The sequence below is a fragment of the Odoribacter lunatus genome (assembly GCF_943193135.1).
Lineage (GTDB): Bacteria > Bacteroidota > Bacteroidia > Bacteroidales > Marinifilaceae > Culturomica > Culturomica lunata.
Genome location: NZ_CALPCZ010000002.1, coordinates 148,164 through 173,698, shown reverse-complemented (window position 1 = coordinate 173,698; position 25,535 = coordinate 148,164). Strand labels below are relative to the sequence as shown.

General features: G+C 42.9%; 21 protein-coding genes. 13 read left to right on the top strand and 8 right to left on the bottom strand.

What is annotated here, in order from left to right; translation table 11 throughout:
• The first annotated feature begins 3 nt into the window (after positions 1 to 3).
• The 4 genes from NFR61_RS02225 to NFR61_RS02210 all read left to right on the top strand — a co-directional run bounded on the left by NFR61_RS02225 (position 4) and on the right by NFR61_RS02210 (position 3,841).
• Entirely contained in the window at positions 4 to 468 is a 465-nt protein-coding gene (locus tag NFR61_RS02225; RefSeq protein WP_251620131.1) for a tellurite resistance TerB family protein, read from the top strand.
• 565 nt (positions 469 to 1,033) lie between these two features.
• Positions 1,034 to 1,687: a DUF6266 family protein gene (locus tag NFR61_RS02220; RefSeq protein ID WP_251620129.1), complete on the top strand. Its 654-nt coding sequence runs from the start codon at positions 1,034 to 1,036 to the stop codon at positions 1,685 to 1,687.
• Between the two features lie 2 nt (positions 1,688 to 1,689).
• Complete coding sequence (locus NFR61_RS02215) at positions 1,690 to 2,322, top strand: hypothetical protein (RefSeq protein WP_251620128.1); 633 nt, start codon at positions 1,690 to 1,692, stop codon at positions 2,320 to 2,322.
• Positions 2,323 to 2,479: 157 nt separating this feature from the next.
• Positions 2,480 to 3,841 (top strand): UDP-N-acetylmuramate--L-alanine ligase, encoded by a 1,362-nt coding sequence (locus NFR61_RS02210; RefSeq protein ID WP_251620126.1) that lies wholly within the window; start codon positions 2,480 to 2,482, stop codon positions 3,839 to 3,841.
• A 20-nt stretch (positions 3,842 to 3,861) separates the two neighbouring features.
• Here NFR61_RS02210 and NFR61_RS02205 read toward each other — a convergent pair whose 3' ends face one another.
• Positions 3,862 to 5,820, bottom strand: a complete 1,959-nt coding sequence (locus NFR61_RS02205) for a tetratricopeptide repeat protein (protein ID WP_251620125.1) — start codon at positions 5,818 to 5,820, stop codon at positions 3,862 to 3,864.
• 87 nt (positions 5,821 to 5,907) lie between these two features.
• Entirely contained in the window at positions 5,908 to 7,044 is a 1,137-nt protein-coding gene (locus NFR61_RS02200; RefSeq protein ID WP_251620123.1) for a Kelch repeat-containing protein, read from the bottom strand.
• Positions 7,045 to 7,246: 202 nt separating this feature from the next.
• Between NFR61_RS02200 and NFR61_RS02195 the strand changes: the two genes are divergently transcribed.
• The 8 genes from NFR61_RS02195 to NFR61_RS02160 all read left to right on the top strand — a co-directional run bounded on the left by NFR61_RS02195 (position 7,247) and on the right by NFR61_RS02160 (position 18,355).
• Positions 7,247 to 8,554, top strand: a complete 1,308-nt coding sequence (locus tag NFR61_RS02195) for a DUF4270 family protein (protein ID WP_251620122.1) — start codon at positions 7,247 to 7,249, stop codon at positions 8,552 to 8,554.
• Between the two features lie 13 nt (positions 8,555 to 8,567).
• Complete coding sequence (locus tag NFR61_RS02190) at positions 8,568 to 9,827, top strand: BamG family beta-barrel-assembly machinery protein (RefSeq protein WP_251620121.1); 1,260 nt, start codon at positions 8,568 to 8,570, stop codon at positions 9,825 to 9,827.
• Between the two features lie 18 nt (positions 9,828 to 9,845).
• Positions 9,846 to 10,937, top strand: coding sequence for a TlpA disulfide reductase family protein (locus tag NFR61_RS02185; RefSeq protein ID WP_251620119.1), 1,092 nt, complete (start codon positions 9,846 to 9,848; stop codon positions 10,935 to 10,937).
• A 68-nt stretch (positions 10,938 to 11,005) separates the two neighbouring features.
• On the top strand, positions 11,006 to 14,005 hold the full coding sequence (locus NFR61_RS02180) for a serine hydrolase domain-containing protein (RefSeq protein WP_251620117.1): 3,000 nt from the start codon (positions 11,006 to 11,008) through the stop codon (positions 14,003 to 14,005).
• A gap of 99 nt (positions 14,006 to 14,104) precedes the next feature.
• Complete coding sequence (locus NFR61_RS02175; protein ID WP_251620116.1) at positions 14,105 to 14,740, top strand: succinate dehydrogenase cytochrome b subunit; 636 nt, start codon at positions 14,105 to 14,107, stop codon at positions 14,738 to 14,740.
• 41 nt (positions 14,741 to 14,781) lie between these two features.
• Entirely contained in the window at positions 14,782 to 16,722 is a 1,941-nt protein-coding gene (locus tag NFR61_RS02170; RefSeq protein ID WP_251620114.1) for a fumarate reductase/succinate dehydrogenase flavoprotein subunit, read from the top strand.
• Between the two features lie 23 nt (positions 16,723 to 16,745).
• Positions 16,746 to 17,507: a succinate dehydrogenase/fumarate reductase iron-sulfur subunit gene (locus NFR61_RS02165; protein ID WP_251620113.1), complete on the top strand. Its 762-nt coding sequence runs from the start codon at positions 16,746 to 16,748 to the stop codon at positions 17,505 to 17,507.
• 68 nt (positions 17,508 to 17,575) lie between these two features.
• Entirely contained in the window at positions 17,576 to 18,355 is a 780-nt protein-coding gene (locus tag NFR61_RS02160; RefSeq protein WP_251620112.1) for an alpha/beta fold hydrolase, read from the top strand.
• Here NFR61_RS02160 and NFR61_RS02155 read toward each other — a convergent pair.
• The gene (locus NFR61_RS02155) at positions 18,352 to 19,803 is read right to left on the bottom strand and encodes a hypothetical protein (RefSeq protein WP_251620111.1); all 1,452 of its coding nucleotides are present in this window, start codon (positions 19,801 to 19,803) and stop codon (positions 18,352 to 18,354) included. The genes NFR61_RS02160 and NFR61_RS02155 overlap by 4 nt on opposite strands.
• Before the next feature lie 50 nt (positions 19,804 to 19,853).
• Positions 19,854 to 21,092 (bottom strand): ATP-binding protein, encoded by a 1,239-nt coding sequence (locus tag NFR61_RS02150; protein WP_251620109.1) that lies wholly within the window; start codon positions 21,090 to 21,092, stop codon positions 19,854 to 19,856.
• Between the two features lie 303 nt (positions 21,093 to 21,395).
• Between NFR61_RS02150 and NFR61_RS02145 the strand changes: the two genes are divergently transcribed.
• Complete coding sequence (locus tag NFR61_RS02145) at positions 21,396 to 22,370, top strand: type I phosphomannose isomerase catalytic subunit (protein WP_251620108.1); 975 nt, start codon at positions 21,396 to 21,398, stop codon at positions 22,368 to 22,370.
• Positions 22,371 to 22,489: 119 nt separating this feature from the next.
• On the opposite strand, the gene pyrI is transcribed toward NFR61_RS02145, so the two are convergent.
• The 4 genes from pyrI to NFR61_RS02125 form a co-directional block, all read right to left on the bottom strand.
• Complete coding sequence (gene pyrI / locus NFR61_RS02140) at positions 22,490 to 22,945, bottom strand: aspartate carbamoyltransferase regulatory subunit (RefSeq protein WP_251620107.1); 456 nt, start codon at positions 22,943 to 22,945, stop codon at positions 22,490 to 22,492.
• 26 nt (positions 22,946 to 22,971) lie between these two features.
• Positions 22,972 to 23,880, bottom strand: coding sequence for an aspartate carbamoyltransferase (gene pyrB / locus NFR61_RS02135; RefSeq protein ID WP_251620106.1), 909 nt, complete (start codon positions 23,878 to 23,880; stop codon positions 22,972 to 22,974).
• Positions 23,881 to 23,892: 12 nt separating this feature from the next.
• On the bottom strand, positions 23,893 to 25,098 hold the full coding sequence (coaBC, locus tag NFR61_RS02130) for a bifunctional phosphopantothenoylcysteine decarboxylase/phosphopantothenate--cysteine ligase CoaBC (protein WP_251620105.1): 1,206 nt from the start codon (positions 25,096 to 25,098) through the stop codon (positions 23,893 to 23,895).
• A gap of 80 nt (positions 25,099 to 25,178) precedes the next feature.
• Positions 25,179 to 25,526, bottom strand: a complete 348-nt coding sequence (locus tag NFR61_RS02125; RefSeq protein ID WP_251620103.1) for a DNA-directed RNA polymerase subunit omega — start codon at positions 25,524 to 25,526, stop codon at positions 25,179 to 25,181.
• Positions 25,527 to 25,535 lie beyond the last annotated feature (9 nt).

Sequence of the window (25,535 nt, the reverse complement as noted above, 5' to 3'; positions counted from 1 at the left end):
ACTATGACAAAACAAGAATTGTATTTAAAAACCATGTTCTGTTGTATGGCTTGTGATGGAAACATTGCAACAGAAGAAATAGCAATGATAAAGGCAATTGCAATACAAACATCATTGTTTGAAGAACTTGATGTAGAAAATATCTTAAATACATATATTACTGCAATCAACCAAAATGGTATATTATTTTTAAGGAGCTACTTAAACGAATTATCGGAAGAAGACTTGACGCCAAACGAAGAACTAGTGCTAATTGATTTAGCTATAAAAATGATTGAAGCGGATAATTGTATAGAATATTCTGAAATAAAATTTTTCAAGAAAATTCGTTCACGATTGTCTGTTTCTGACAAACAAATCTTAGAAAAACATCCCAATAAGGAAGATTTCTTGTTACCGGATATAAATGTTTCAGAAGTTCCGACTTGGGACGAAAATATAATGTTTGCAACTATTTCTTTAAGTTGATTCTCTTATTAAAGTTATCATTGATAATCCTATAAATGATAATATGCTGATTGTATCTTGTTTTGGTGTGGATTAAGAATAAGTTTTGGAGACTTATTTTATTATAAACCTATCTGTGGCTATTGAAGTAGTAGTACAGATAGGTTTTTACTATAATATTAATATTATTATTCGTACTATAAAACGAAATAGTGTCATTATAGATAATTATGGCATATCTACAACTATTTTTAATGATACTAAAGGTGATATTTAAGATTCTCATAATCAATCCATAAAATAATCGATTATTTTTTTGCACAATTATTTTTTTACTTACTTTTGCTCTCAGATTCATAAAACGAGGAGAATAACTTATGAATCTGAATAGTTCTTTTTAAGACTTAATTTTCTATAAGGTATCACCGTTAAAGATTTAAATACTATTTAGCGCTATATTTTACGCCGGCTGGTGATACTCTCTGTACTACGTTAATGCTTTAAGGCATTTTATCCTAAAGATATTGACCATAAATCGATATCGATTTTCTTCTCCTCTATTTATTTACAATTAAACAAATAAATTATGATCGTTTCTAAAAATGATTCGATTTTGGGGCAATTTTTAGGCTCCACCGAAGACTGGATTATTTATATGCACCGACAACAACGGTGCATGAGAAGAAAGCCCGGGAAGGTAAAGCCGCCTTCTGCGCCGGGGCAAGTGGCTCAACAGGAAAGGATGGCGTCTATCGCTATCTTTTACCAGGCATTGAAGGAGGTGGGCATTTATCCCTATTGGCAGAAAGCGGCGGAAGGCAGGGTGGCAAACGGTTACAATCTGCTGGTGCAGCAGAATTTGCCCGCGTTCAACAGCAACGGAATGATTTGCGATTTTTCCAAAATCCGCCTGACGGACGGTTCACTGGCTTTGCCCGATGAATTGCAGCTACGGGAAGCGGAGGAAGCGGACGGGTGGGTGCTGGCGTGGACGAATACGCCCTACCAGGTGAATGCCCGGGCGGACGACCGTTTGAAGCTGTTTGTGATGAAGGAGGACGGCGGGACGTTTGATGTCGAGCCGCTGGAGGCCGTCGAAGGAGTGCGGCAGGACGGACAGGTAATGTTCCGTTTGCCCGAATACCTGCAAGGGTATCCCCATTTGTATGTTCTGTTTTGCTCGCATACGGGGGTGTGTTCAAAGAGCAAATATTTTAATTTACTTTTAAAAAGGAGGTAATAATGGCTACATTTCAAGCCACGGCTATCGCACGGCGGATTAAGAGGTCCGTCGGCGAACAGACATTCTGCCAGGTAAACGGACAGAATGTAGTGAAAATGAAAATCGAGGAAAATACCTCGAATACACCGGCACAACAACGTCAGCGGCGTATCTTTACCGAATTGTCCGATTGGGGGAATATATTCGGTGAGGCGGCGGCGCTGGGATTTCCCACCCGGCAGCGGCAATTGAGCGTGCAGAACGCTTTTATGCAGGCGAATGCCGAGGTTGTGTCGGTGAGCGAAGAGGGGGAGATTACGGTGGATTACACCCAAATCGCCTGCTCTAAGGGACGCTTGGATGTTCCGAAAGTAACGGTGACCTGTACGGGCGAGCCGCCGGTCCTGACGTTTACGCATCCGGCGCAGAAAAACGGACGGTGCCGCAAGGCGACAGACCGGCTGTATGCCGCCGTGCTGGAGAAGGAGTTGGAAGAGGTGGAGGTGTTCGAGCTGAATAAACGCTCGGAGGCGGAAGCGGTGACGGCGGAACTGGACGAAGCATGGAAAAAAGAGAATCTGTGCGTGTACGTCTTTATGCTTTCGGAGAACGGCGACAAGGCTTCGGATACGAAGTACGTGGAAGTGTCGTAAAGAGGGGACGGAGAATGACGAAGGAGGAGGAACTAATTCCTCCTCCTTGTTTTAATAAGAATCGAAAAACACAACAAAAAATCCATAGGAATCTCTCCCTGTATACCAGATTTCACGCAAAAAAACTATCTTTGTTTTGGTATAAAACCCCATCAACATGAGAATACATTTTATCGCCATTGGAGGCAGTGCCATGCACAATCTCGCATTGGCTTTACACGAAAAAGGATATGAAGTAAGCGGCTCGGACGACGAGATTTTCGAGCCTTCCCGCAGCAGACTGGAAAAGGCCGGAATCCTTCCCGCCCAATGGGGATGGTTTCCGGAAAAAATTACGCCGGACTTGGACGCTGTTATCCTCGGGATGCACGCCCGCGAAGATAATCCGGAACTGATCCGCGCCCGGGAATTAGGCTTGCGCATTTACAGTTATCCGGAGTATCTCTATGAACAGACGAAGGATAAGAAACGAATTATTGTCGGGGGAAGTCACGGTAAAACAACGACGACATCCATGATTATGCATGTTCTCAAGACGTGCGGCGTGGAGTTCGATTATATGGTCGGTGCACTGCTGGAGGGATTCGATACCATGGTGCACCTAAGCAAGTCCAGCAAGATAGCTGTTTTTGAAGGGGATGAATATCTCTCCTCTCCCATTGACAAACGCCCCAAGTTTCACCATTACCATCCGGATGTTGCCATTCTGACCGGGATTGCCTGGGACCACATGAATGTTTTTCCGACTTTCGACAATTACGTGGAGCAGTTTGCGCATTTTATCGAAACAATCCAGGATAACGGATGCCTTATTTATTATCAGGGAGATGAAAATATCCGGCAGATTACCTGTCGTGCCAAATCTTCGGTAAAAACGGTTCCGTATGAGGCTCTCCCTCATGTTACCCGGAATGGCAAAACGTATGTTCTACACGGAGAAGAAACCGAATTGCAGATTTTCGGCCTGCATAATATGCAAAATTTACATGCCGCTTATCTCGCCTGTAAGGAAATCGGCTTATCGGATTCGGACTTTTTTAAAGCAATAAGCAGTTACAAGGGTGCTGCCAAGCGTTTACAAAAAATCGCCGAAACGCCTCAATGTACCGCCTATTTGGATTTTGCCCATTCTCCCTCCAAGTTAAAGGCTACGATTCAAGCCGTCAGAGAACAATATCCCGACAGAAAGCTTATCGCCTGTATGGAACTGCATACTTTCAGCAGTCTGAACGCCGCTTTTCTTCCTCAATATAAGAATAGCATGGACCAGGCCGATACGGCTGTCGTATATTACAATCCCGAGGTTATTGTCCACAAACGGCTTCCGGCTATCAGCCCCGAGGATGTAAAAAAAGGATTTCAAAATGGTAAACTTGAAGTCTTTACCGACAATCAGCAACTTTTGGCCTTTCTAAAGGAACAAAATTACCGAAACAGTGTCCTGCTCATTATGACTTCCGGCAATTTCAACGGAGTTGATTTAAAAGCAATGGCCCAAGAATTATTGCAACAGGAATAAAGCAAAACGTTGTTTTGCTTTTATTCTTTCTTGCAATAGCGTTTTATGATATTGTAGGCTTCCGCAATCCCGATTTCCCCGGCCTTGCTTAAATCGGCGTTCGCTTCGGCTTTCCGCCCGATATAAATATACAATAGGCCTCTGTTGAAATAAGCTTCTGCCATGTCTTTATCTTTTTCTATCACTTTCGTGTAGACGTCTATCGCCTGCTCTATCTTTTCATTTTTTACATACACATTTGCAATATTGAAAAGAGCATAAACGAAATCCGGATCCAATGTCAGGCATTTATTATATTCCGCCAGAATCTGGGAGTAATCGACCACCGTTTTTTTCTCTTTCTTATCCGCTTCTCCGATATAGCGTGAGGTATTATTATCAAGGGAGGCGATGTAGTCATACATTAACATCCGGGCGTTCGCCATACTGAATAATGCCAATAAGTTATCCGGATTCTTTTGCAAAATCACTGCAAAATCTTCTATGGCTTTCGGATATTCGTAATTGGCCATATAAAAAATTCCCCGCAATAGATATAAATCTTCGTCTTCCTTCTCTTTTAACCGCCGCGTCAATTCCTCGATACGGCTTTCCACCAGTTCCGGAGAATAATTGAAGTGCTTATTGGATAAGGCCAAGGCTGGATTATAGTCGTGCTGCTGGTTAAAATTAGTGATATGAGTATTATAATTTTGGAATTTACCCGTCCTCAATGAGTCCATGCTCTGGTATTGTACACAAAATATCTCCTGCAAGGATACGATGACGTTTTTATCCTGTACCCGTCCGTTTATCACGTCCCGCATTTTATCCGTCCGCGCATTGAAATCTATCAAACGCTGAAAATTTTCGGTGGTATCAACCAAGGCATTCTTATCTCCCTCTTTCATTTTCCGGTAGCGCTCCATTATCGATTTTGCACTATGGCTGTCTCTCTCGGCAGAGGCATAGTCCTGCAATTCACCGGAAACCGCTGCCCGCATCATATAGGCTTTTACAAAATCCGGATATAACCGAATACTTTCGGAAAAATCATTGTAAGCACCTGGCAAATCTTTTACCTGCCATTTTAAAAGCCCCCGATTGAAATAAATCAATATATTATCGGGATTCATCTCTACAGCCCTGTCCAAATCCATAATGGCCTGGTTATAATCCCCTATCTCCGCCAGCAACATTGCCCGGTTATAAAAAGCATAAATGTAGCTGCTGTCTATTTCTATAATCCGACTGTAATCGTCCAATGTTTCCTGATATTTTTTCATTTCATACCATACCATGGCACGACTCATCAGCAGGCGTTCGTTTTTGGGATTGGCCTTCAGGGCGCGATTGTAATCTTCTATTGCGTAGTGGTAATTTTTTTGTTTATACCACAAATACCCTCTCAAGCCGTAGGCGTCGTCGGAGAACATATTTAATTTTATAGCCATATTGCAATCGGCCATCGCTCCTTCCATATCTCCCAGTTTTTCCCGCATAATGGCCCGATTCAAATAAGCAGCCATCAGTTTGTCATCTATCAACAATGACTTGGAATAATCTTTCTCCGCGCCTTTAAAGTCGCCGTTTTCAGCTTTTGTCATTCCCCGGTTGGCATACACATACGCATTCCCCGGATCGATGGCAATCGCCGTCGCATAGTCTTTCATCGCGTCTTTAAATTTCCTTAGATTGTGATAGGCTATTCCCCGATACATGTAAGCGTGAAAATAATTGGGGTTCAAAGATATGGCCTGGGTATAATCTTTGATTGCCCCTTCGTAATCATCCAGATTCATCTTGGCCAATCCTCTGAAAAAATAAGGCTCGGATAAATAAGGTTTTATCCGGATTATATTATTGAAGTTCTCTATCGCACTGATATAATCATCAAAATAAATCGCACTCTTCCCCATCTGCAACATGTTGTAAGTGTTCCATTGTGCGGAAATTGTCATTGAGCACCCCAAAAGCAACAAGAGTAAATAACGTTTCATTCGTAACGGATTTTTTCTGTTAGCATCAGTAAATATAAATAAAAAACGGGATGTTCTCACATCCCGCTTTAAATTCATTATAGAATGTTAGTCGTCATCCTGATCGTCATCATCGATGCCCGGCTCAAACAAGTAACTTGTCTGTTTTACGGACAATGTACTGGAACTCGGTACACTTACGGAACCTCCTACCGTAATATATCCCACATCATTCAGCACAAAAGCGCAGGCAGCCTGTCTCAATGCAAACGAAGGCAAACTGGTTACTTCATCCCATCTTCCTTTTTCTCCTTTATAAGGATTAAATTCCCAACAATCGCTAAGCAAACTTCCTCTTGTTCCCGATGCCAGATAAATGCGGGCGGATTGGTCGGACTCTCTACCAACAGCAAATGCAACCGCAAATCCTCTCGGTATCATTCCGTAGTCATTGTCAAATGACTGGCCGTCCTTGTTTTTCAATTGATCCAATTTCACAAATTGCTCACTTTCCGATGTTGCATAAGGAGAGAAACAGATTACATCATTCGGATAAGAACTACCGTCCTGTCCGGTAAAGATATAGGCTTTTGAACCGATAACAGCGACACAAGCTCCTTGTCTTTTATCTCCAAACGGTCCCAATTCACGCCATGTTTCGGTCTCTACGTCAAATTCCCACCAGTCTTTCAATGCTCCCTGTCCTTCGTTTCCGTTATTATAAAATCCGTATGCTACATATGCTTTGCCTTTGTCCGCATTGTTCGGATCCGGTACATAAAATCCCAAAGCGTAACGCCGGGTCTGTCCGGGGAAAGGTGTCGGCAACTTCTCCCAAGTCGTTCCATCAAATCTGTAAAAATCATCAAAGAACTCTTCCTGTCCCATTGCGTTCGTATTATATCCGGCTGCATATCCAAGTCCTACATAGGCTTTCTTGCCCGTAGAAAAAGCGACTGCCCCCAAACGCGGACGGCCGGGGAACGTCGGAGCTGAAGCCCATTTCAACTCTCTATCGGAATTGGCGACACAACTATAAAAATCATTTAATTCTCTGGCCTGCTCACTTACTCCGGTCCCTATATAAGCGCGGTCTCCCAACACAAAAGAAACGGCTCCCACACGTCCCACTCCTCCAAACGATTCGGTTATTTTCCAGTTTCCAACTTCATCGTCATTCGAGTGGCAAGCTATAAGGGAAAGTCCTAAAGCAAACCAAAAACTTATTTTTTTCAGCGTCTTCATAAGTAATTATATTTCAATATTTCATTTTTACAAAAAGATTTGGCAAAACTACATATTTTATAAATAAATACAACAAATTTCCTTATTAAATTACGTTACCAAACACTAATTAATACTGTCCCTGCAAATTAAGATTCTTTCAATATGTTATTTTAGGAAAATAGTTTTACCTTCGCCTTTTGATTATCGCAAAATGTATAAAATGAGAAATTTTCTGTTTATTTTTTGTCTGATTTTCTGTTGGGCATGTAACAACGATGTTACTTCTATCGGACAGGATTTAATAAATGACGAAAGTTATGTAGAATTAGTACAATACAATATAGAAAACAGCGCCACTATTAAAATAGATTCTTTCCCGACTTCAACAGGTAAAACAGGAAGTTCTTTAACAAACTTAATCGTAGGCGCCTTTCATGACCCCATTACGGGTCTGACGACCGCCCAGCCTTATTTTTCTCTTGTCCCGACCGGCGGAAGTACGATTAACATCATCCATAATCTCGATTCCATCACTTTTAACTTACAATACAACGGCCAAATCTGGGGTGACACGAATCAGGTTCAAACGTTCAGATTGTACCAGCTCTCCCGGTTGCCCATCCTCGACCCTTTAAACGATTTGTTGTATAATACGACCCATACTCCGTACAATCCGACACCTTTAGGAACATACCAGATTTTGGCAAAAACGCAAAATTTAAACAAATTCTGCATGCGGCTCGACGATGAGGTCGGTAAAGAATTATTTGAAAAAGTAAAATTCGGAAATGAAATCGTAACAAATGCACATTACTTTGTACAGTATTTCAAAGGCATCACATTAGTTCCCGATGAGAATAACAGCTGTATTTTCGGTTTTTCATCCGCAACGGACAGTGTTTCGATACAACTGCATTTCCACGATGCCGAAAACCAATTGAGTTATAAATTCACTCCGAGTGTTGCTTACAGCGAATACACATACGAAAATATTCACAATGATGCCGCCGGAACTCCTTATGATGTGCTGACCGAACAAACCCAAAGTTTATCTTTTTACAATGTAAAGGTCCCCAATGCAAGATACGGACAAGTTGTAACCCAGGGACTAAGCGGCTATGCTATCAAGATGCGCTTGCCGATAGCCCCCGCCGGGGATAAATACAAGACAATTGTCAAAGCGGAAATCGTTTTGCGTCCGCAACAGGGAAGTTACAATGAGATTAAATTATCCGAAGTTTTATATCTCTATCAATCCAACTCGCAAAATGACCTCGTCAGCACCATCAACAAAGCGGATGGCAGTGTTATTACAGGGTCTTTGGTACGGGAAGAAAACAAACCTGAAGAGGAACGCTATGTTATAAATATCACTGACTATTATAATTCACTCTGCCAGGATGCCAATGCAGACGGGAAAAACTATGTGATTGTAAGCGTTCCAGCCGATTTGATGTCAAGCAATTTCAACCGATTAACAGTAGACAGGATTCCTGTTTTAAATATCTACTATGCACGCTACGAATAAGATTTACAGCTATATGAAAAAAATTATTCTGCTATATTTTCTGTCTATTTTATTAGCTCATCAGCTTTATAGTCAAAACAATACGGGAACCCCCTACTCTATGTTCGGGATTGGTCTGTTGCAAGACAATTACGGCCCTTACACTGCCATGGGAGGGGTTTCTGCCGCCATGCGCGACAACAATAATATTAATTTTCTAAATCCGGCATCCTACACGGCTTTGGACAGCAACCGTTTTTATTTCCAGTTCGGAATAACGGGTGAATATGTTAATATCTCCACTCACCAAGAGAACAGCAGTTATAGGGTTGCACAAAATGCTTCCCTGAATATGGCTTTCCGCGTTTACAACAATTTATTCGCCTCTTTGGGTTTCAATCAACGTTCGGATATCGGTTACGACCTTTATTATTACAAAATGATAAACGGTAGTGATAATGAATATTACAATCAACAAGTTTCAGGAGAGGGAGGATTAAACGATTTCTATCTCGGGTTTGCTTACAGGTTCTGGAATCTTTCTGTGGGGCTCAACTCTTCCGTTGTATTCGGAAATATCGAAAAACGAGAAACCCTTACGCCTCTCATTTCCGACAGTTATTATATCAATAGCCGGAATAAGATAGCCATCTCCGATGTAATTTTCAATATCGGACTCCAATATGATATGAAACTTTCTCCGAAATCGAAACTTACCTTAGGGTCTGCTTTCAACCTGTCATCCAAGATGAATGCCCGCAAAGACCTGGAGTCCTACAAAATCAACTCAAGTACGCAAGTCAATGAAACACTGGATGATGAAAAACTAAACAACGGAAATATTTCCTATCCTTTCAGAATCATAAGCGGATTTGCATACGACTATAAAGACAAATGGATGGTTTCGGGTGATTACACTTTCCAAGAAATGTCAGCCTATAAGGAGTTCGGCATAGACCAGGAATACAATGACTATCACAAAATTGCAATCGGAGCGTCGTTGTTACCGGCACGCTACGGCAGATTCTGGTGGCAACGCAACAAATACATTTTGGGGGCATACGCTGTCCGGTCGCAAATTGAAGTCAATAATGTACACATTAATACCTACGGTGTAACTTGCGGTATCCAAATGCCCGTATATGTATCAAACCGTGAATTGTCTCTCGGAATCGCTTTTGACTTAGGACTCAGAGGCACCGAAAAGAACGGACTTATTCAGGAAAAATACGCAAAAGTCCGATTAAACATCGCTTTCAAAGAAGGATGGTTTATGAAACGCAAAATCGATTAATCTATAATTATAAGAACTATGAAACGAATTTTATTTCCATTAGCAGCGCTCGCCTTTCTGGCTGCCTGCAATACCACACCTCAATACACTATTAAAGGAAGTATTGAAGGTGAGAATGAAGGCACCGTTTATTTGCTAAAATACAACAGAAGAGTCGTTGATACTTTGAACCAGGCACCGATTAAGTCGGGTAAATTTACCATGCGCGGCATCGCCAACAACCTTACCAATGCAGAACTTGTCGTAGAAGGTAAAAAAGGCGGAGCCCCTATTTTAATCGAAAACGCTACTTTCACGGCAACACTTCATCCCACAGACAATACCCTGTCTAAAATCGAAGGAACGGAAAACCAAAAAATCCTGAATGAATATTTGGCTATTTCCTACGATTACAGAAAACAGCAGTCCGAACTTTACAAAGAATATTCTGCTGCCATGCAAGCGAAAGACGAAAAAACAATCAATGCCATCCGCAATCAATTTAATGAGGCTGACAGCTTGTTTTCTGCAAAAAAGGATGCTTTGATTGCCGCTTATCCGGACAGCTATGTTGCTCCTTACATCATAAACAGTCAGATTTATAATCTGGATTTACCGACATTGCAGGAAAAATACAACGCTTTGGGCGAGAATGCCAAAGCCAGCGAATACGGACAAAAAATTGCCGAACATATTAAAAAATTAGAAACCGTTGCCATCGGTCAAAAGGCTCCTAACTTTACACAAGATACTCCCGAAGGCAAACCGCTGTCTTTGTATGACATCAAAGGCAAAGTGAAAATCATTGACTTCTGGGCTTCCTGGTGCGGTCCCTGTCGTCGTGCCAATCCCGAAATGGTACGGATTTACAAAAAATTCCATCCGAAAGGATTGGAAATTCTCGGTGTATCATTAGACAGAGATAAAGCGAATTGGGAAAAAGCAATAGCAGATGACCACCTTGTGTGGTATCAGGTTTCCGATCTTCAGTATTGGAACAATGCCGCTGCCGGACAATATGCCGTAATGAGCATTCCCAACCTTTTCATATTAAACGAAGACAATATCATCGTTGCACATAATCTTCACGGTCAGGAACTGGAGGATAAAATCGCCGAATTATTAAAATAAACATATATTTAAGCAAATGAAAGAGGGTACCGATCTTTTCGCTACCCTCTTTTCCTTATCTTTACTTCATGATACTTATACGGAAACATTGCATCATACTGTTTTTTCTTTTATCGGGAATAGTGTTCCAAGGGTATCCTCAGTCACAACCCGACCAAGTCATAACGACATTGAACAATATGACTTTGGATGAAAAAATAGGACAGCTTTTCATGATTGCCGTGTATAGCAATAAGGACAAAGAATATGAAGAAAAAACAAAAGAAATAATCAAGAAATACCATATCGGCGGGCTTATTTTCTTTCAAGGCGACCCGGCAAAGCAATTGGAAATGACCCGTAATTTTCAAAAAATCAGCAAATATCCGTTGCTAATAGGTATTGATGCGGAACACGGATTAGGCTGGCGCTTGCAAACCGCTATGGAATTTCCGCAAATGCTTATCAACGGAGCCGTCACGAACGATTCCCTCATCTATCGCTTAGGCCAGACCATCGCCCGCCATTGCAACGAAATGGGTATACACGTTAACTTCGCTCCTATCGCAGATATCAACGACAATCCTAAAAACCCGATTATCGGCATGCGCTCTTTCGGCGAAAACCCGGAGAACGTATACAAAAAAACGAGCATGTATATTGCCGGCAGTTTATCCAACAACGTACTGCCCGTAGCCAAACATTTCCCCGGACATGGAAATACCAATACCGACTCGCATCTGACTCTCCCCGTGATTTCTCACAATCTGGAACACTTGGATTCAATAGAGCTATATCCTTTCAAAAGACTCATTCAGGACAGTCTGCCCGCCATTATGGTTGCCCACCTCAATGTAAAAGCCCTGGACTCCTCCTCACTGCCCGCCACATTATCCCCACACATTGTCAATCATTGGCTACGCGGACAATTAGGCTTTGACGGTCTCTGTTTTACCGACGCCATGAACATGAAAGGTGTCACGACCGGGAGGGAAAAGGGAGAAGCAGAAGTACAGGCTCTCATGGCAGGAAATGATATACTCTTATTCCCTGAAAATCTTGAACATGCAATCCGACAAATTAAAAAAGCCATCCGCAACGGCTTACTATCAGAACAGGACATTCACGCCAAATGTCAAAAAATCTTACGTATAAAACAACAATACATTCCCTCCACGAATTTAAAGAACGAACAACTTTGGTCCAGAGTAAACCGTCCCGAAGATTTTGCCTTAAAACAAGAACTGTATAAAAATGCCATAACCCTTATCAAAAATAACGGGGAATTAGTACCGTTGAAACATCTGGATACGCTGAAAATTGCTTCCGTAAACTTCGGTTCCGAAAAACTAAACACATTTCAAACAACTTTAGGCAAATACGCCAAAGTTTCTCATTTCACCACACCCAAAAATCTATCCGAAGATGCTATACAGAAATTAATCAAAAAACTATCATCTTACCACTGTGTTATCATTTACAACAATGCTGCCTCCAATAAAATCTCCCGACAGTATGGCTACACTCCGGCATTAAAACAATTTATCACGCTCCTTAAAAACAAAAAAATCATACTTTGCCATCCAGGGATCCCGTATGGATTGCAACAGTACACACACCTGCCTATTGATGCTATTCTAATCAGCTATGAAGACCATTTGTATGCGAGACAATATGCAGCACAAGCTGTCTTCGGAGGCATTCCCGTCTCCGGAAAATTACCCGTCTCCATCTCCCCCGAATTTCCGGAGGGTACAGGCATCACAACTCCAAAAATCCGCTTAGGTTATGAACTTCCTGAAATGTGCGGCATACCTTCAGCTTCTCTGTCCGCCATTGACTCTATTTGCGAAAACGCCATCCGCATAAAAAGTACCCCCGGCTGTCAAGTACTCGTTGCCAAAGATGATTACATCATATATAATAAAGCATTCGGCTATCACACCTACGAAAAACAAAAAGCGACCCACCCCGACAATATTTATGACATCGCTTCCGTAACGAAAATCACGGCAACGCTGCCTATCATCATGAAACTTTATGAGCAGAAAAAAATCGAATTGGACTCTTCTGCCCACTTATATTACCCTGCGTTGGCACAAACCAATAAAGAAGGCATCACACTAAAAGAAATATTGACACACAACGCCGGACTAAAAAGTTTCTTCCCCGTCTTTTCCGAACCAATCAACATGAAAGAACTGCCCGAACATCTTTTCTCCAAAGTGCCGACAAAATACAATACCCTGAAGCTGAAAGACCACTTGTTCGCAAACCCCAATTACCAATTCAAAGACAGCACGCTGTCCCATACCTCCCGTCCGGGCTACCGGCTTTTCACTCCCGGACTGTATATGTTCAATGGGTATCAGGATACAGTTCTGGCCAAAATCATCCACTCCGACGTCAGTCCTAAAAAGGAATATGCGTACAGCGACCTCGGATTCATTTTCCTTCAAAAAATTGCAGAAACACAAACAGGCTCCTCTTTAGACGTATTAGCCAAAAAATACTTCTTTGAAAAACTGGGTACCACCCACACCGACTTTTTAGCCTATAAACGTCTTCCACAGGAACTAATTGTACCTTCCTGTGTCGACAATCTATACCGCAAATCAGAAATAAAAGGCTATGTACATGACCCGACCGCTGCCATATTGGGAGGAATAGCCGGACACGCCGGACTGTTTTCCACGGCTGAAGATTTGGCAAAAATCATGACTCTCTACTTAAACAACGGCAGCTACGGAGGAGAACAATTATTAGATTCCGCTACTATTCAGCTATTCACACAAAAGAACCATTGTTTTCCAAACAATCGAAGAGCCCTCGGATTTGACAAACCGGAATTGGATGAAAAAAAAATAGGGCCTACCTGCAAAGAAGCCCCCGCTTGCAGTTTCGGACACACCGGATTTACCGGCACCCTTGTCTGGGCGGACCCGGAGAACCGACTTTTGTATATATTTCTGTCAAACCGGACTTATCCCAACGAATTCAATACAAAGCTCAGCGAGGAAAATATACGGACAGAAATACAAAGCGTCCTATACCAAGCCTTAAAAACAAAAAACAATTCCGCTAATTAATGAAACTTTTCTCTATTGATTCATGGCAAAATCAAAGAAAAAAGATACTTTTGCACATGAACAGAGATTTTAACCATTTATTAATCAATAAATCTTACTATGAGTAATTTTTTATCCTCCTCTATTGGGAAAAAAGTCATCATGAGTTTATCTGGACTTTTTCTAATTCTATTCTTATGCGTTCACTTATCGGTGAACCTATTGCTGCTTTTCGGCGAAGAAGCCTTCAATGCAGGATGTGAATTTATGGAACTGCCTTTTATCAAAGTAATCGAACCGGTTCTTGCTCTGGGTTTTATCATCCACATTATCTGGGCAAGTATTTTAACGATTCAGAATCAAAAGGCTCGCCCGCAAAAATACGCTTTACGCAATCAATCAAAAAATTGCACGTGGCCTTCCCGCAACATGTATATCTTAGGGGCATTGGTATTGGCATTCCTTGCGCTCCACATCTGTAACTTCTGGTACTACTTCAAATTCAGTGAAGTCAGCAGCCAATACGAATTGGTAAGCAAAACCTTAATGCAGCCGGTATATGCCGTAATCTACATTATTGCCGCTATTTTATTGGGACTCCATATTTCCCACGGATTCTGGTCGGCATTCCAATCCATCGGTTTTTCCAACGACATTTGGAGAAAACGTCTGGAATATGTAGCTTATTTCTTTGCGATAGTGTTCGCTGTAGGCTTCAGCATCCTTCCGATTTACTTCTTGATATTCGGAAAATAAACACCAATCCAACATAAAATCAAAAACTAAAAAAATTCACTATGTCAATATTAGATGCTAAAATACCGGCCGGTCCGTTAAAAGATAAATGGTCAACCCACAAAGCACACATTGGTGTTGTCAGCCCGGCAAACAAGAAAAAATTTGATATCATCGTTGTCGGAACAGGATTAGCAGGAGGCTCCGCTGCCGCCAGCTTAGCCGAATTAGGATACAACGTAACGGCTTTCTGTTATCAGGATTCTCCCCGTCGGGCACACTCTATCGCTGCACAGGGAGGAATCAATGCCGCCAAAAACTATACAAACGATAATGACTCCATATTCCGTTTGTTCTACGAAACCATTAAAGGAGGAGACTATCGTGCACGTGAAGCCAATGTATATCGTCTGGCAGAAGTAAGTAACGCCATCATCGACCAATGCGTTGCACAAGGTGTACCTTTCGCCCGTGATTACGGCGGGTTATTAGCCAACCGCTCTTTCGGTGGTGCTTTGGTAAGCCGTACATTCTACGCCCGCGGTCAAACGGGACAGCAATTGTTGTTAGGCTGCTACGGAGCTATGAACCGTCAGATTGAAAAAGGAAAAGTCAAAGTATACAACCGTCATGAAGTACTGGATGTTGTTGTCGTAGACGGTAAAGCCCGCGGTGTAATCGCCCGCAATCTCGTAACGGGAAAAATAGAGCGCTTCGGTGCCCATGCTGTCGTATTGGCTACCGGCGGTTACGGTAACGTATTTTTCTTATCAACCAATGCGATGGGATGTAACGGAAGTGCAGCATGGCAAGCCTACAAAAGAGGAGCTATGTTCGGCAACCCCTGTTTCGTACAGATTCACCCCACTTGTATTCCGGTACACGGAGAACAGCAAAGTAAATTGACCTTGATGTCTGAATCCTTACGTAACGACGGTCGTGTATGGGTACCGAAAAAAATTGAAGATGCCAAAGCATTACAGGAAGGCACCAAACACCCGAACGATATACCGGACGAAGACCGTGACTTCTACCTGGAACGCCGCTATCCCGCATTCGGGAACTTAGTTCCGCGTGACGTTGCTTCCCGTGCAGCCAAAGAAAGATGTGATGCCGGCTTCGGAGTAAATAACACCGGTAAAGCCGTATTTCTGGATTTCAAATACGCTATACAGCAATTGGGACGCGATACCATTGAAAAACGTTATGGCAATCTATTCCAGATGTACGAAAAAATCACGGCTGTAGACCCCTATGAAAACCCGATGATGATTTATCCCGCTATCCATTACTCAATGGGTGGTCTTTGGGTAGACTACAACCTGATGACAACTATCCCGGGATTATATGCCATCGGAGAATGCAACTTCTCTGACCACGGAGCAAACCGTTTGGGAGCTTCCGCTTTGATGCAGGGATTGGCAGACGGATACTTTATCCTGCCTTATACCATCGGAGACTATCTGGCAAAAGAAATCCAGACTCCGAAAATTCAAACCAATACACCGGAATTCGACGAAGCAGAGAAAAACGTTACGGAACGTTTACGCAAACTTTACGATATCAAGGGAACCAAATCACCCGACCACTTCCACAAACAACTGGGCCACATCATGTGGGACTATATCGGAATGGCGCGCGATGCGGAAGGTTTGAAAAAAGCCATCGAATTGATTGCGGAATTAAAAACCGAATTTTATAAAGACCTTCGCGTTGTCGGTGAATTCACTGCCATGAACAATGAACTGGAAAAAGCCGGTCGTGTTGCCGATTTCATCGAATTGGCAGACTTGATGGCACACGATGCCCTTGACCGCAACGAATCCTGCGGCGGACACTGTCGTCTGGAATCAGTTACGGAAGAAGGAGAGGCTAAACGGGATGACGAAAACTATAAATATGTTTCCGTATGGGAATACAAAGGTGAAAACGCCGCTCCCGAATTACACAAAGAAGAGTTAGTATTTGAAAATGTTCAATTAACACAACGTTCTTATAAATAAAGAACAATAAATACAAAATCATTATGGCAGACAAAATATTAAAAGAACTGACACTGAAGGTATGGCGTCAAAAAGATGCCAAATCCAAAGGCGCGTTTGAAACATACAAAATCCATAATATTTCCACAGGCACTTCATTCCTTGAAATGCTGGACATCCTGAATGAACAACTGGTTAGCGAAAACAAAGAACCGGTTGCTTTCGACCACGATTGTCGTGAAGGTATCTGCGGAACTTGTAGCCTGTTCATCGACGGACGCGCTCACGGACCGGACGACGATGTTACCACATGCCAATTACACATGCGTCGTTTCGAGGATGGAGCCACCATCACCATTGAACCGTGGCGAAGCGGAGCATTCCCTGTTATCAAAGACCTCATCGTAGACCGTCAGGCTTACGAAAAAATCTTGCAGGCAGGCGGATATGTATCCGTAAACACAGGAGGTGTACCCGACGGTAACGCTATCCCCATCTCTAACGACAATGCGGAAGAAGCCATGGATGCTGCCGCTTGTATCGGATGCGGTGCATGCGCGGCAACCTGCAAAAACTCTTCTGCCATGCTATTCGTCGCAGCCAAAGTATCCCAACTGGCACTATTACCGCAGGGAAAAATTGAAGCTGCCCGCAGAGCAAAAGCCATGGTCGCTAAAATGGATGAACTTGGATTCGGTAACTGCACCAACACCGGTGCCTGTGAAATGGAATGCCCCAAAAGCATCTCCATTCAACACATTGCCCGTTTAAACCGGGAATTCTTAAAAGCAAAACTGAAAGACTAAGAATTTATTACCGATAAACAGACAGAGGGTGCCCGGATAATTATTCGGCACCCTCAAATTTTATTCCCATGAAGCTATTTTACAGAGAAGAAGGCAAAGGTCACCCGGTATTCATCCTGCATGGACTTTGGGGGGCTTCTGACAATTGGCTTCCAATTGCACACCAGTTAAGCAAACACTTTCGGGTCATATTGCCGGACTTGCGCAACCACGGCCATTCTCCCCATCATCCGGAACATAGTTACAGCGCCCTCGCACAAGACATCGCAGAATTAATACAGTCCCTCTGCCCCAAAGAACAGCCGCACCTAATCGGCCACTCCATGGGAGGAAAAACCGCCATGTACCTTTTACTGAAACAACCATCCTTAATCAGTCAAAGCATCATTCTCGACATCGCTCCTTGCGATTATCCCCTGCCGGAACTGCACGAAAGACTATTCCGGCTCATCCATACCACCGAACTTAAACAATTCAACTCTTACGAATCCATTAAAAAACACCTGGCCCAACACCTTCCCTCTGAACAAGAACAACAAATCATCCTAAAAAACATCCGACGAAAAAAAGAGGGAGATTTTGAATGGAAAATAAACGCAGAAGCCCTCTACAACAACCGTCATGTCATCTGCCAGTGGCCGGACGAACTCATCCACCTGCAATACAACCGCCCGCTCCTATTCGTCAAAGGAGAAAACTCGCCCTACATCCCCAACCCGGACATTCTCAAAAAAAACTTTCCAGCTGCCCTGCTGACCCAAATTCCCGATACCGGTCATTGGCTTCACACAGAAGAGCCGGAAAGACTATACAAACTAATATTATCCCACCTCCTAATAAAATCCTAATTCAGAACCTCCAAAACTGTAACATTCGTTACAGCCTGGCGATTGATATAACAACTGCTGCTGGTTGACGAAATACCCGGCTCCAATAATACCACCGACAAACGAACAATAAAATTAGTTCCCCGTCCCTTATCCAACAGCTTTCGGATATCATTCGATCCAGAGATCGTCTTAGTCGTATTATCAATATCCAACGTCAATCTGCCTTTTTCCAAATCGCTTTTAAAATAGGTAGTCTTCTCGTCCGAAGATAATACCTCCACTTGGCAATAAGTTTCTCCATTGGAATACGGATTTTTCCAATTCACCGAAATCTCACCGCTGGTATTGCTTGCACGTAAGTCGAAAGCCTTATAATCCACCTTCGTAAATCCGTCAGCATACACATAGTCTGAAAATTTAAACTCACGTTCACTGCCTTCATTCACATAGAAAATAACATCTCTGCCCTTCCCCGGCATACCAAGATTCGTCAACGCCTCTTCCTCTATCGCCTCCTTCTCCATCATCACATTATTCCCCACATACACCAACTCCATCTCCTGATCTTTATCAAGAATAACTTTCGCCTCCCTAACATTCACCGTCTGTTCACCCTCCAGCAACACACGCAAGGAAGTTTTACTTCCCCCCTGTTCAACTTCCGTCAGGAAAAAAGCATCCCCGCTCATATTCTTCAGATAATCCACCAGCGAATTATCTTCGGCGATATATTCCCGTTTCCCTTTATTCACCATAACAGTAAAAATCCCATTCTTCCAACTTAACACATGCCAAATCTCCTTCTCCCCGTCTTCATAGCTGACTTCTACCTGATTATTATCCGTATTCTCCTTCCACGTACCCAAAAGTTTCTCATTGTGTCCGCCGAAATCAATCTCCCACAACTTACCATCCTGCCCGAAACGAATCACATCGACCATACCCTCCGTCGTATAATCATTTTTATTATTCAACCACTTATTATAATAAAGACTCTGCCCCAAAACACCCGACATATCCAACACCTCATCCTCCTCCTTGTGCGAATCGTCATCACTGCATGCAACACCCGCAGACATTAGCGCGAGCAACATAAATAACCTACTCCATTTCATAACCTTATTAATTAAAAATAATAACTTTGCGAAGTTACAATTAAAAAACAATAACAACATGCTATATCCTTTAAAATTTAAGCCCATCATCAAGCAAACATCTGGGGAGGGAAAAAACTCGCCGGCAAAAGTGAAACAGGCATACAATCCGGCATCGAATTTCCTTTGCTGATTAAATACATCGATGCCTGCGACGACCTTTCCATCTAGGTGCATCCCAATGATGCCGTCGCCAAAGAACGCCCAAACGCATACGGCAAAACCGATAACGGTTTCCGCTGGAAAATAAACGTTGAAGCGATACAAAAAAACAGACAAACGCTCCCCGGTGCAAGCCACTTCCTCCACCAAGACCAACCAGCCTTACTGGCACAACACCTCCTCCGCTTTTTTTGAGAGAATCACTCGATGCGGTCGAGTAAAATACCCGGAACAAATCGAGTCTCCTTATGGATGGTGTTGAGATTGATATTGGCAATGTATTGAGCATACATATTCTCTTCAACAGCCAAATTGGAAAGAGAAGCAATGGATATCGGATGCTGAAAACATTTGTATTTACATTCCACGGCAAATTTCCGTTGCGGACCTTCCAAAATGAAATCCACTTCTGTGCCGTTTTGAGTCCGATAAAAAGAAATCGTATCCGAAGAATGACGGTTTCGCCACAATTCCAGTAATACTTCATTTTCAAACAGGGCACCGTTGTCCGTGCGAAATGCGATTTCATTGAAACTATTGTATATGATGTTCCTCAATCCCAAATCACAAAAGTACACCTTTTTCATTTTACCGATAACCTTGCGTTTATTCGTGAAATAAGGTTCTATCAGTTTAATGATATACATCTTTTGGAGCAAATAAATATATTCTTCGCAACGAGCGTATGGCAATCCGCTTTCACGACTCAAATCATTTACATTGACAAGATTGCCTATCTGTACGGACAACAGACGCACCAAGCGATTGAAACCGACGAAATATTCGTTTGAGATGTAATGGCGCACATCATTCAACAGGTAGGTTTGGTAAATATCGTTCAGCAGTTCTGCCTTTTCCTGCGGGTTATCGGTCAGGGCTGTACGTGGAAATCCGCCGTAAATCAGATATTCTTCGTATGCTCGTTGCAACGGAGCAATCAGGTTTTCGTCATCCGCGACGGATACTTGTTGCTGCAATTGCCATAGGCGTTCATCTTTGAACAGCAAGTATTCCGAAAACGAAAGCGAAAGCACTTCTATGACCCGCACCCTGCCTGCCAGAGATTCTTCAACACGCTGAAGAATGTCGAGACTGGAACTGCCAGAACAAAGGATACGCAAACCTTCATATTTGTCCGTCAGGAGTTTCAACATAGTAGAGATACCTTGGATGTATTGGAATTCATCCAGCAATAGCAAACCTTCCAATTGTGGGTTCAGGTAAATTTTCAGGTATTGCTCGATTGTGCTGAATTGTTGGAAACGCATAGCGACCTCAACGTCTTGACCATTCAGGAATAACGTATTGCGGAAATCCTTTACAGGATAGGATTTCATAATGGAGGTTTTGCCCACTTGTCGTGCGCCGATTAAAACCACGATAGGTACCAACCTAAAAGCTGTTTCTATTTTGTCCAAATAACGCTTTCTTGTTATCATATCCATTTCATTTATTACAAAAATAGTGTTTTTTGTCGAATCTTCTAAAATTCTCTATGGATTTTTCTTTTATCTCATCACATCGTCACCACTTTACCCATATTACTGACACAATGCCACCTCTATTTCTGAATTTCCCGGAACAAGCAATCTCATTTAGTTTTCCTGAAATTTGCTTTTATATTCGGCTTATTCGTATCTTTAACTTCGTTTTAGATACTCCGTCTCGGCATAATCAAGCTATCGCTTGCTTCTGCGCTCGACTTTTCGTATCTTTGACTTCGTCCATTTGATATTAAAATTATGCTGTATCCTTTGAAATTCAGACCCATCGTCAAACAGACCATCTGGGGAGGAAAAAAACTCGCCGGCAAAAATGAAACAGGCGTACAATCCGGCATCGGGGAGAGTTGGGAAATCTCCGGCGTCCAGGACAACATATCCGTTGTATCCGAAGGAGCTCTGGCCGACAACAACCTCCAAGAACTAATCGAAATATACATGGGAGACCTCGTAGGGGACAAAATATACGAACAATTCGGCATCGAATTTCCCCTGCTCATCAAATATATCGACGCCTGCGACAATCTGTCCATTCAGGTACATCCGGACGACACCGTTGCCAAAGAACGTCATAATGCCTACGGGAAAACCGAAATGTGGTACGTCGTCGAAGCCGACCCGACAGCACAACTGCTCATGGGATTCAACAAAGACACCGACAAATCGGAATACCTGGCCAAACTCCACAATAATACGCTGCCGGAAATACTCAACACGGAAAAAGTAAAAAAAGGAGACTGTTTCTTCATCCCGGCAGGCACAGTACACGCTATCGGCAAAGGCTGTTTCATTGCTGAAATCCAGCAAACATCCGACATCACCTACCGCATCTACGACTACGACCGACGGGACAAAAATGGCAACCCGCGGGAACTGCATACGGAATTAGCTACCGACGTCATCAACTTTAAAGAACAGAAAGAACACGGCGTCCACTATCATCAGCACGAAAACCACACGGAAGAACTCGTCGGATGCAAATATTTCACGACAAATTACCTCAAATTCGACAAAGAAATCGAAAAAGACTACATCCGTATCGACTCATTCGTCATTTATATGTGTCTGCAAGGTAACTTCTCCGTCGTCTACAACACCGACAAATTCATAAAAGTAAAACAGGGCGAAACGATACTCGTCCCGGCCTGTTTCAAAAACATCTTCCTCATCCCGGAAAAAGAAGCAACCCTGCTTGAAATCTATATTTCGTATTAATAAAAATTATACGCCAAGTAAGGCATGCAATACAACTCTGGGAGGGCATTTTAAAAAAGAGGCTCTTTTTGCATCAAAAACATACTCTTTTTACATCAAAAAGAGCCTCTTTTTTAATATCAGATAATCTCCAAATGTTTTTCATCCGTCAGCTTCTCGCAATAATGACATTTCAAAACAATCGGCTGCGTACCGACCACATCAAATTTCGTGCGTACATACTCGTGATTGGTGATGCACTTAGGATTCATGCATTTCACGATGCCTTCCACTTTCTCCGGAACATTCACCATTTTTTTCTCCACCACCTCATAACCGCGGATAATATTAATCTTTGCAGACGGTGCCACCAACGCCAGCTTATTCACCTCCTCGTCTTCCAAAAACTTATCCCAAATCTTCACAATCGCCTTCTTCCCTAACTTGCTGCTCTTCAAATTCGTTCCGAAAGCCATCGCATTCTCCATACTTGCAATCCCCAACACATTAATCACATCAAACAATTTATCAGCCGGTATATGATCGATGACAGTACCATTCTCAATAGCACTTACCTGTAACTCTTTTTTTGCCATACTACTTACATTTAATTTATAATATCCTACTTTATACCCAACGCCTTGCAAATAATCGCCTGACGCGCAAACACACCATTACGTGCCTGCTCAAAATAATAAGCCTTCGGATTCTCATCCACATCCACATCAATCTCATTCACCCTCGGCAGCGGATGCAGGATACGCATATTCTCCTTCGTGCCGCTCAACATTGCATTCCGCAAAATATACACATTCTTCACCTTCTCATACTCCAACGGGTCGGCAAACCGCTCCCGCTGCACACGCGTCATATATAAAATATCCGCCTCATTAATCACTCCGTTCAGTTCCGTATGCTCGTAATAAGGAATATTCAGCTCCTTCAAATGCAATTTATACCCCTCCGGCATCTGCAACTCTTTCGGAGCAATAAAATGAAACGTGGGATGGAAATGACTCATCGCCTGTAGAAGAGAATGCACCGTACGTCCGTACTTCAAATCCCCCACCATAAAAATATTCAAGTTCTCCAGCGTTCCCTGAGTCTTATAAATAGAATAAAGGTCCAGCATCGTTTGAGAAGGATGCTGATTAGCTCCGTCTCCTGCATTCAGCACCGGAGCTTTCGCCACCTCACTGGCATACCGGGCAGCTCCCTCTATGGGATGACGCATCACAATCAAATCGCAATAATTATCCACCATCTTGATGGTATCCTTTAACGTCTCTCCCTTCGTCACACTGGAAGAAGAAGAGTCTGAAAAACCGACAATACGGCCGCCCAGCCGATTGATAGCCGTCTCAAAGCTAAGACGGGTACGGGTAGAAGGTTCAAAAAACAGAGAAGCAACAACCTTGCCCTCCAACAGCCGTTGATTGGGATTCTTTTCAAATTCAGAAGCAGACTGCAAAACCTCCAGAATCTCCTCTTTCGTGTAATCTTCGATAGACACTAAACTATGTTTATTCATACTGATTATATTTTATTGATTCATTATTTCCGCAATACGATTGACAATATCACAGGCCACCTCCTTCTTCGACTTCAGCTCAAATACCTCCTTCCTCTCCTGCCGGTCTATCAACGTCACCTTATTGGTATCGCCACCGAAACCCGCCCCTTCATCCTGTAGGCTGTTCAACACAATCAAATCCAGGTTCTTCTTTTTCAGCTTCAGCAACGCATTACACATTTCATCGTTCGTCTCCAAAGCAAACCCCACCAACAACTGCCCCTCCTTTTTCCTCCTTCCCACTTCGGCTGCAATATCCTCTGTCGGTTCCAGTTCTATACACAACGACTCATCCCCCCGTTTCAATTTTACCTCCGACCTCTCTTTCGGCGTGAAATCCGCCACCGCAGCACAAAAAATAACGACATCAGAGTGCCGTGCTGCCCGTATCACCTCCTCATACATCATTCCCGCCGATTCCACATCAATCCGTCGTATCGAAGCCCTCGGCGTCTTCAAATGTACAGGCCCCGTTACCAACATAACCTCCGCCCCGCAATCCGCCAAAACCTCTGCCAAAGCAAAACCCATCTTCCCGGTAGAATAATTTCCGATAAAACGGACAGGGTCTATCGGTTCATACGTAGGTCCTGCCGTTATCAACACCTTCTTGCCCTGAAACTCCGTCCTTTTCATAAAAAAAGAACATACCGCTTCCACAATCGTCTCCGGCTCCGCCATACGCCCTTTTCCAGACAAACCGCTTGCCAGCTCCCCCTCTCCCGGCTCTACTATTAAATTCCCGCATTCCCAAAGCTCCTTCATATTCCTCCGGGTCACCGGATGACAAAACATATCCAAATCCATTGCAGGCGCTATCATCACCGGACACTTGGCAGACAAATACGTCGTCAATAACAGATTATCCGCCACACCATGTGCCATCTTAGCAATCGTATTAGCCGTCGCCGGAGCTATCAAAAACAAATCCGCCCACAACCCCAAACTCACATGGGAATTCCAATCACCATTCTCCGGATTATAAAAATCCACCATAATCGGATTCTTAGACAACGTCGCCAACGTCAAAGGAGTAATAAAAGCCTTGGCAAGAGGTGTCATTATCACCTTTACCTCCGCCCCTTCCTTCACCAGCAGGCGAATCAAAGATGCAGCCTTATACGCCGCAATACTTCCTGTCACCCCTACAATAATATGCTTCCCTTTTAACATCATACAGCTTATAAAAAAATGGAGAATGAAAACGCCCTTGCAGGCCATTTTTCACTCTCCATCTTACACATGTTTAATCTAATTTAAGCGTTACCTTTTACGCTCTTATCTTTCTCAAACGTATTACGGAAATAAACCCGATCCTCCAAAAACTCCTGTGTCGCAATCAACACCGGTTTGGGAATACGCTCGTAATACCTTGAAATCTCTATCTGCTCGCGATTTTCAAAAATCTCTTCCAAATTATCAGTATAGGAAGCAAATTCCTGCAATTTACGACTCAGTTCATCTTTCATCTCAACAGAAATCTGATTAGCTCTTTTGGCTATAATAGCCACTGCCTCGTAAATATTTCCGGCTTTAGCGGAAAGTACGGCAGGATTACGGGTAATCGTGTTATTCGGAGCTTTTACTTTTTTAAAATCCACCATAATCAATTT

What these genes read in the sequence shown, in the direction of transcription:
- NFR61_RS02225 (WP_251620131.1), top strand. Translation starts at nt 4, where the DNA reads ATGACAAAACAAGAATTGTATTTAAAAACCATGTTCTGTTGTATGGCT.
- NFR61_RS02220 (WP_251620129.1), top strand. Translation starts at nt 1,034, where the DNA reads ATGATCGTTTCTAAAAATGATTCGATTTTGGGGCAATTTTTAGGCTCC.
- NFR61_RS02215 (WP_251620128.1), top strand. Translation starts at nt 1,690, where the DNA reads ATGGCTACATTTCAAGCCACGGCTATCGCACGGCGGATTAAGAGGTCC.
- NFR61_RS02210 (WP_251620126.1), top strand. Translation starts at nt 2,480, where the DNA reads ATGAGAATACATTTTATCGCCATTGGAGGCAGTGCCATGCACAATCTC.
- NFR61_RS02205 (WP_251620125.1), bottom strand. Translation starts at nt 5,820, where the DNA reads ATGAAACGTTATTTACTCTTGTTGCTTTTGGGGTGCTCAATGACAATT.
- NFR61_RS02200 (WP_251620123.1), bottom strand. Translation starts at nt 7,044, where the DNA reads ATGAAGACGCTGAAAAAAATAAGTTTTTGGTTTGCTTTAGGACTTTCC.
- NFR61_RS02195 (WP_251620122.1), top strand. Translation starts at nt 7,247, where the DNA reads ATGAGAAATTTTCTGTTTATTTTTTGTCTGATTTTCTGTTGGGCATGT.
- NFR61_RS02190 (WP_251620121.1), top strand. Translation starts at nt 8,568, where the DNA reads ATGAAAAAAATTATTCTGCTATATTTTCTGTCTATTTTATTAGCTCAT.
- NFR61_RS02185 (WP_251620119.1), top strand. Translation starts at nt 9,846, where the DNA reads ATGAAACGAATTTTATTTCCATTAGCAGCGCTCGCCTTTCTGGCTGCC.
- NFR61_RS02180 (WP_251620117.1), top strand. Translation starts at nt 11,006, where the DNA reads ATGATACTTATACGGAAACATTGCATCATACTGTTTTTTCTTTTATCG.
- NFR61_RS02175 (WP_251620116.1), top strand. Translation starts at nt 14,105, where the DNA reads ATGAGTAATTTTTTATCCTCCTCTATTGGGAAAAAAGTCATCATGAGT.
- NFR61_RS02170 (WP_251620114.1), top strand. Translation starts at nt 14,782, where the DNA reads ATGTCAATATTAGATGCTAAAATACCGGCCGGTCCGTTAAAAGATAAA.
- NFR61_RS02165 (WP_251620113.1), top strand. Translation starts at nt 16,746, where the DNA reads ATGGCAGACAAAATATTAAAAGAACTGACACTGAAGGTATGGCGTCAA.
- NFR61_RS02160 (WP_251620112.1), top strand. Translation starts at nt 17,576, where the DNA reads ATGAAGCTATTTTACAGAGAAGAAGGCAAAGGTCACCCGGTATTCATC.
- NFR61_RS02150 (WP_251620109.1), bottom strand. Translation starts at nt 21,092, where the DNA reads ATGATAACAAGAAAGCGTTATTTGGACAAAATAGAAACAGCTTTTAGG.
- NFR61_RS02145 (WP_251620108.1), top strand. Translation starts at nt 21,396, where the DNA reads ATGCTGTATCCTTTGAAATTCAGACCCATCGTCAAACAGACCATCTGG.
- pyrI (WP_251620107.1), bottom strand. Translation starts at nt 22,945, where the DNA reads ATGGCAAAAAAAGAGTTACAGGTAAGTGCTATTGAGAATGGTACTGTC.
- pyrB (WP_251620106.1), bottom strand. Translation starts at nt 23,880, where the DNA reads ATGAATAAACATAGTTTAGTGTCTATCGAAGATTACACGAAAGAGGAG.
- coaBC (WP_251620105.1), bottom strand. Translation starts at nt 25,098, where the DNA reads ATGATGTTAAAAGGGAAGCATATTATTGTAGGGGTGACAGGAAGTATT.
- NFR61_RS02125 (WP_251620103.1), bottom strand. Translation starts at nt 25,526, where the DNA reads ATGGTGGATTTTAAAAAAGTAAAAGCTCCGAATAACACGATTACCCGT.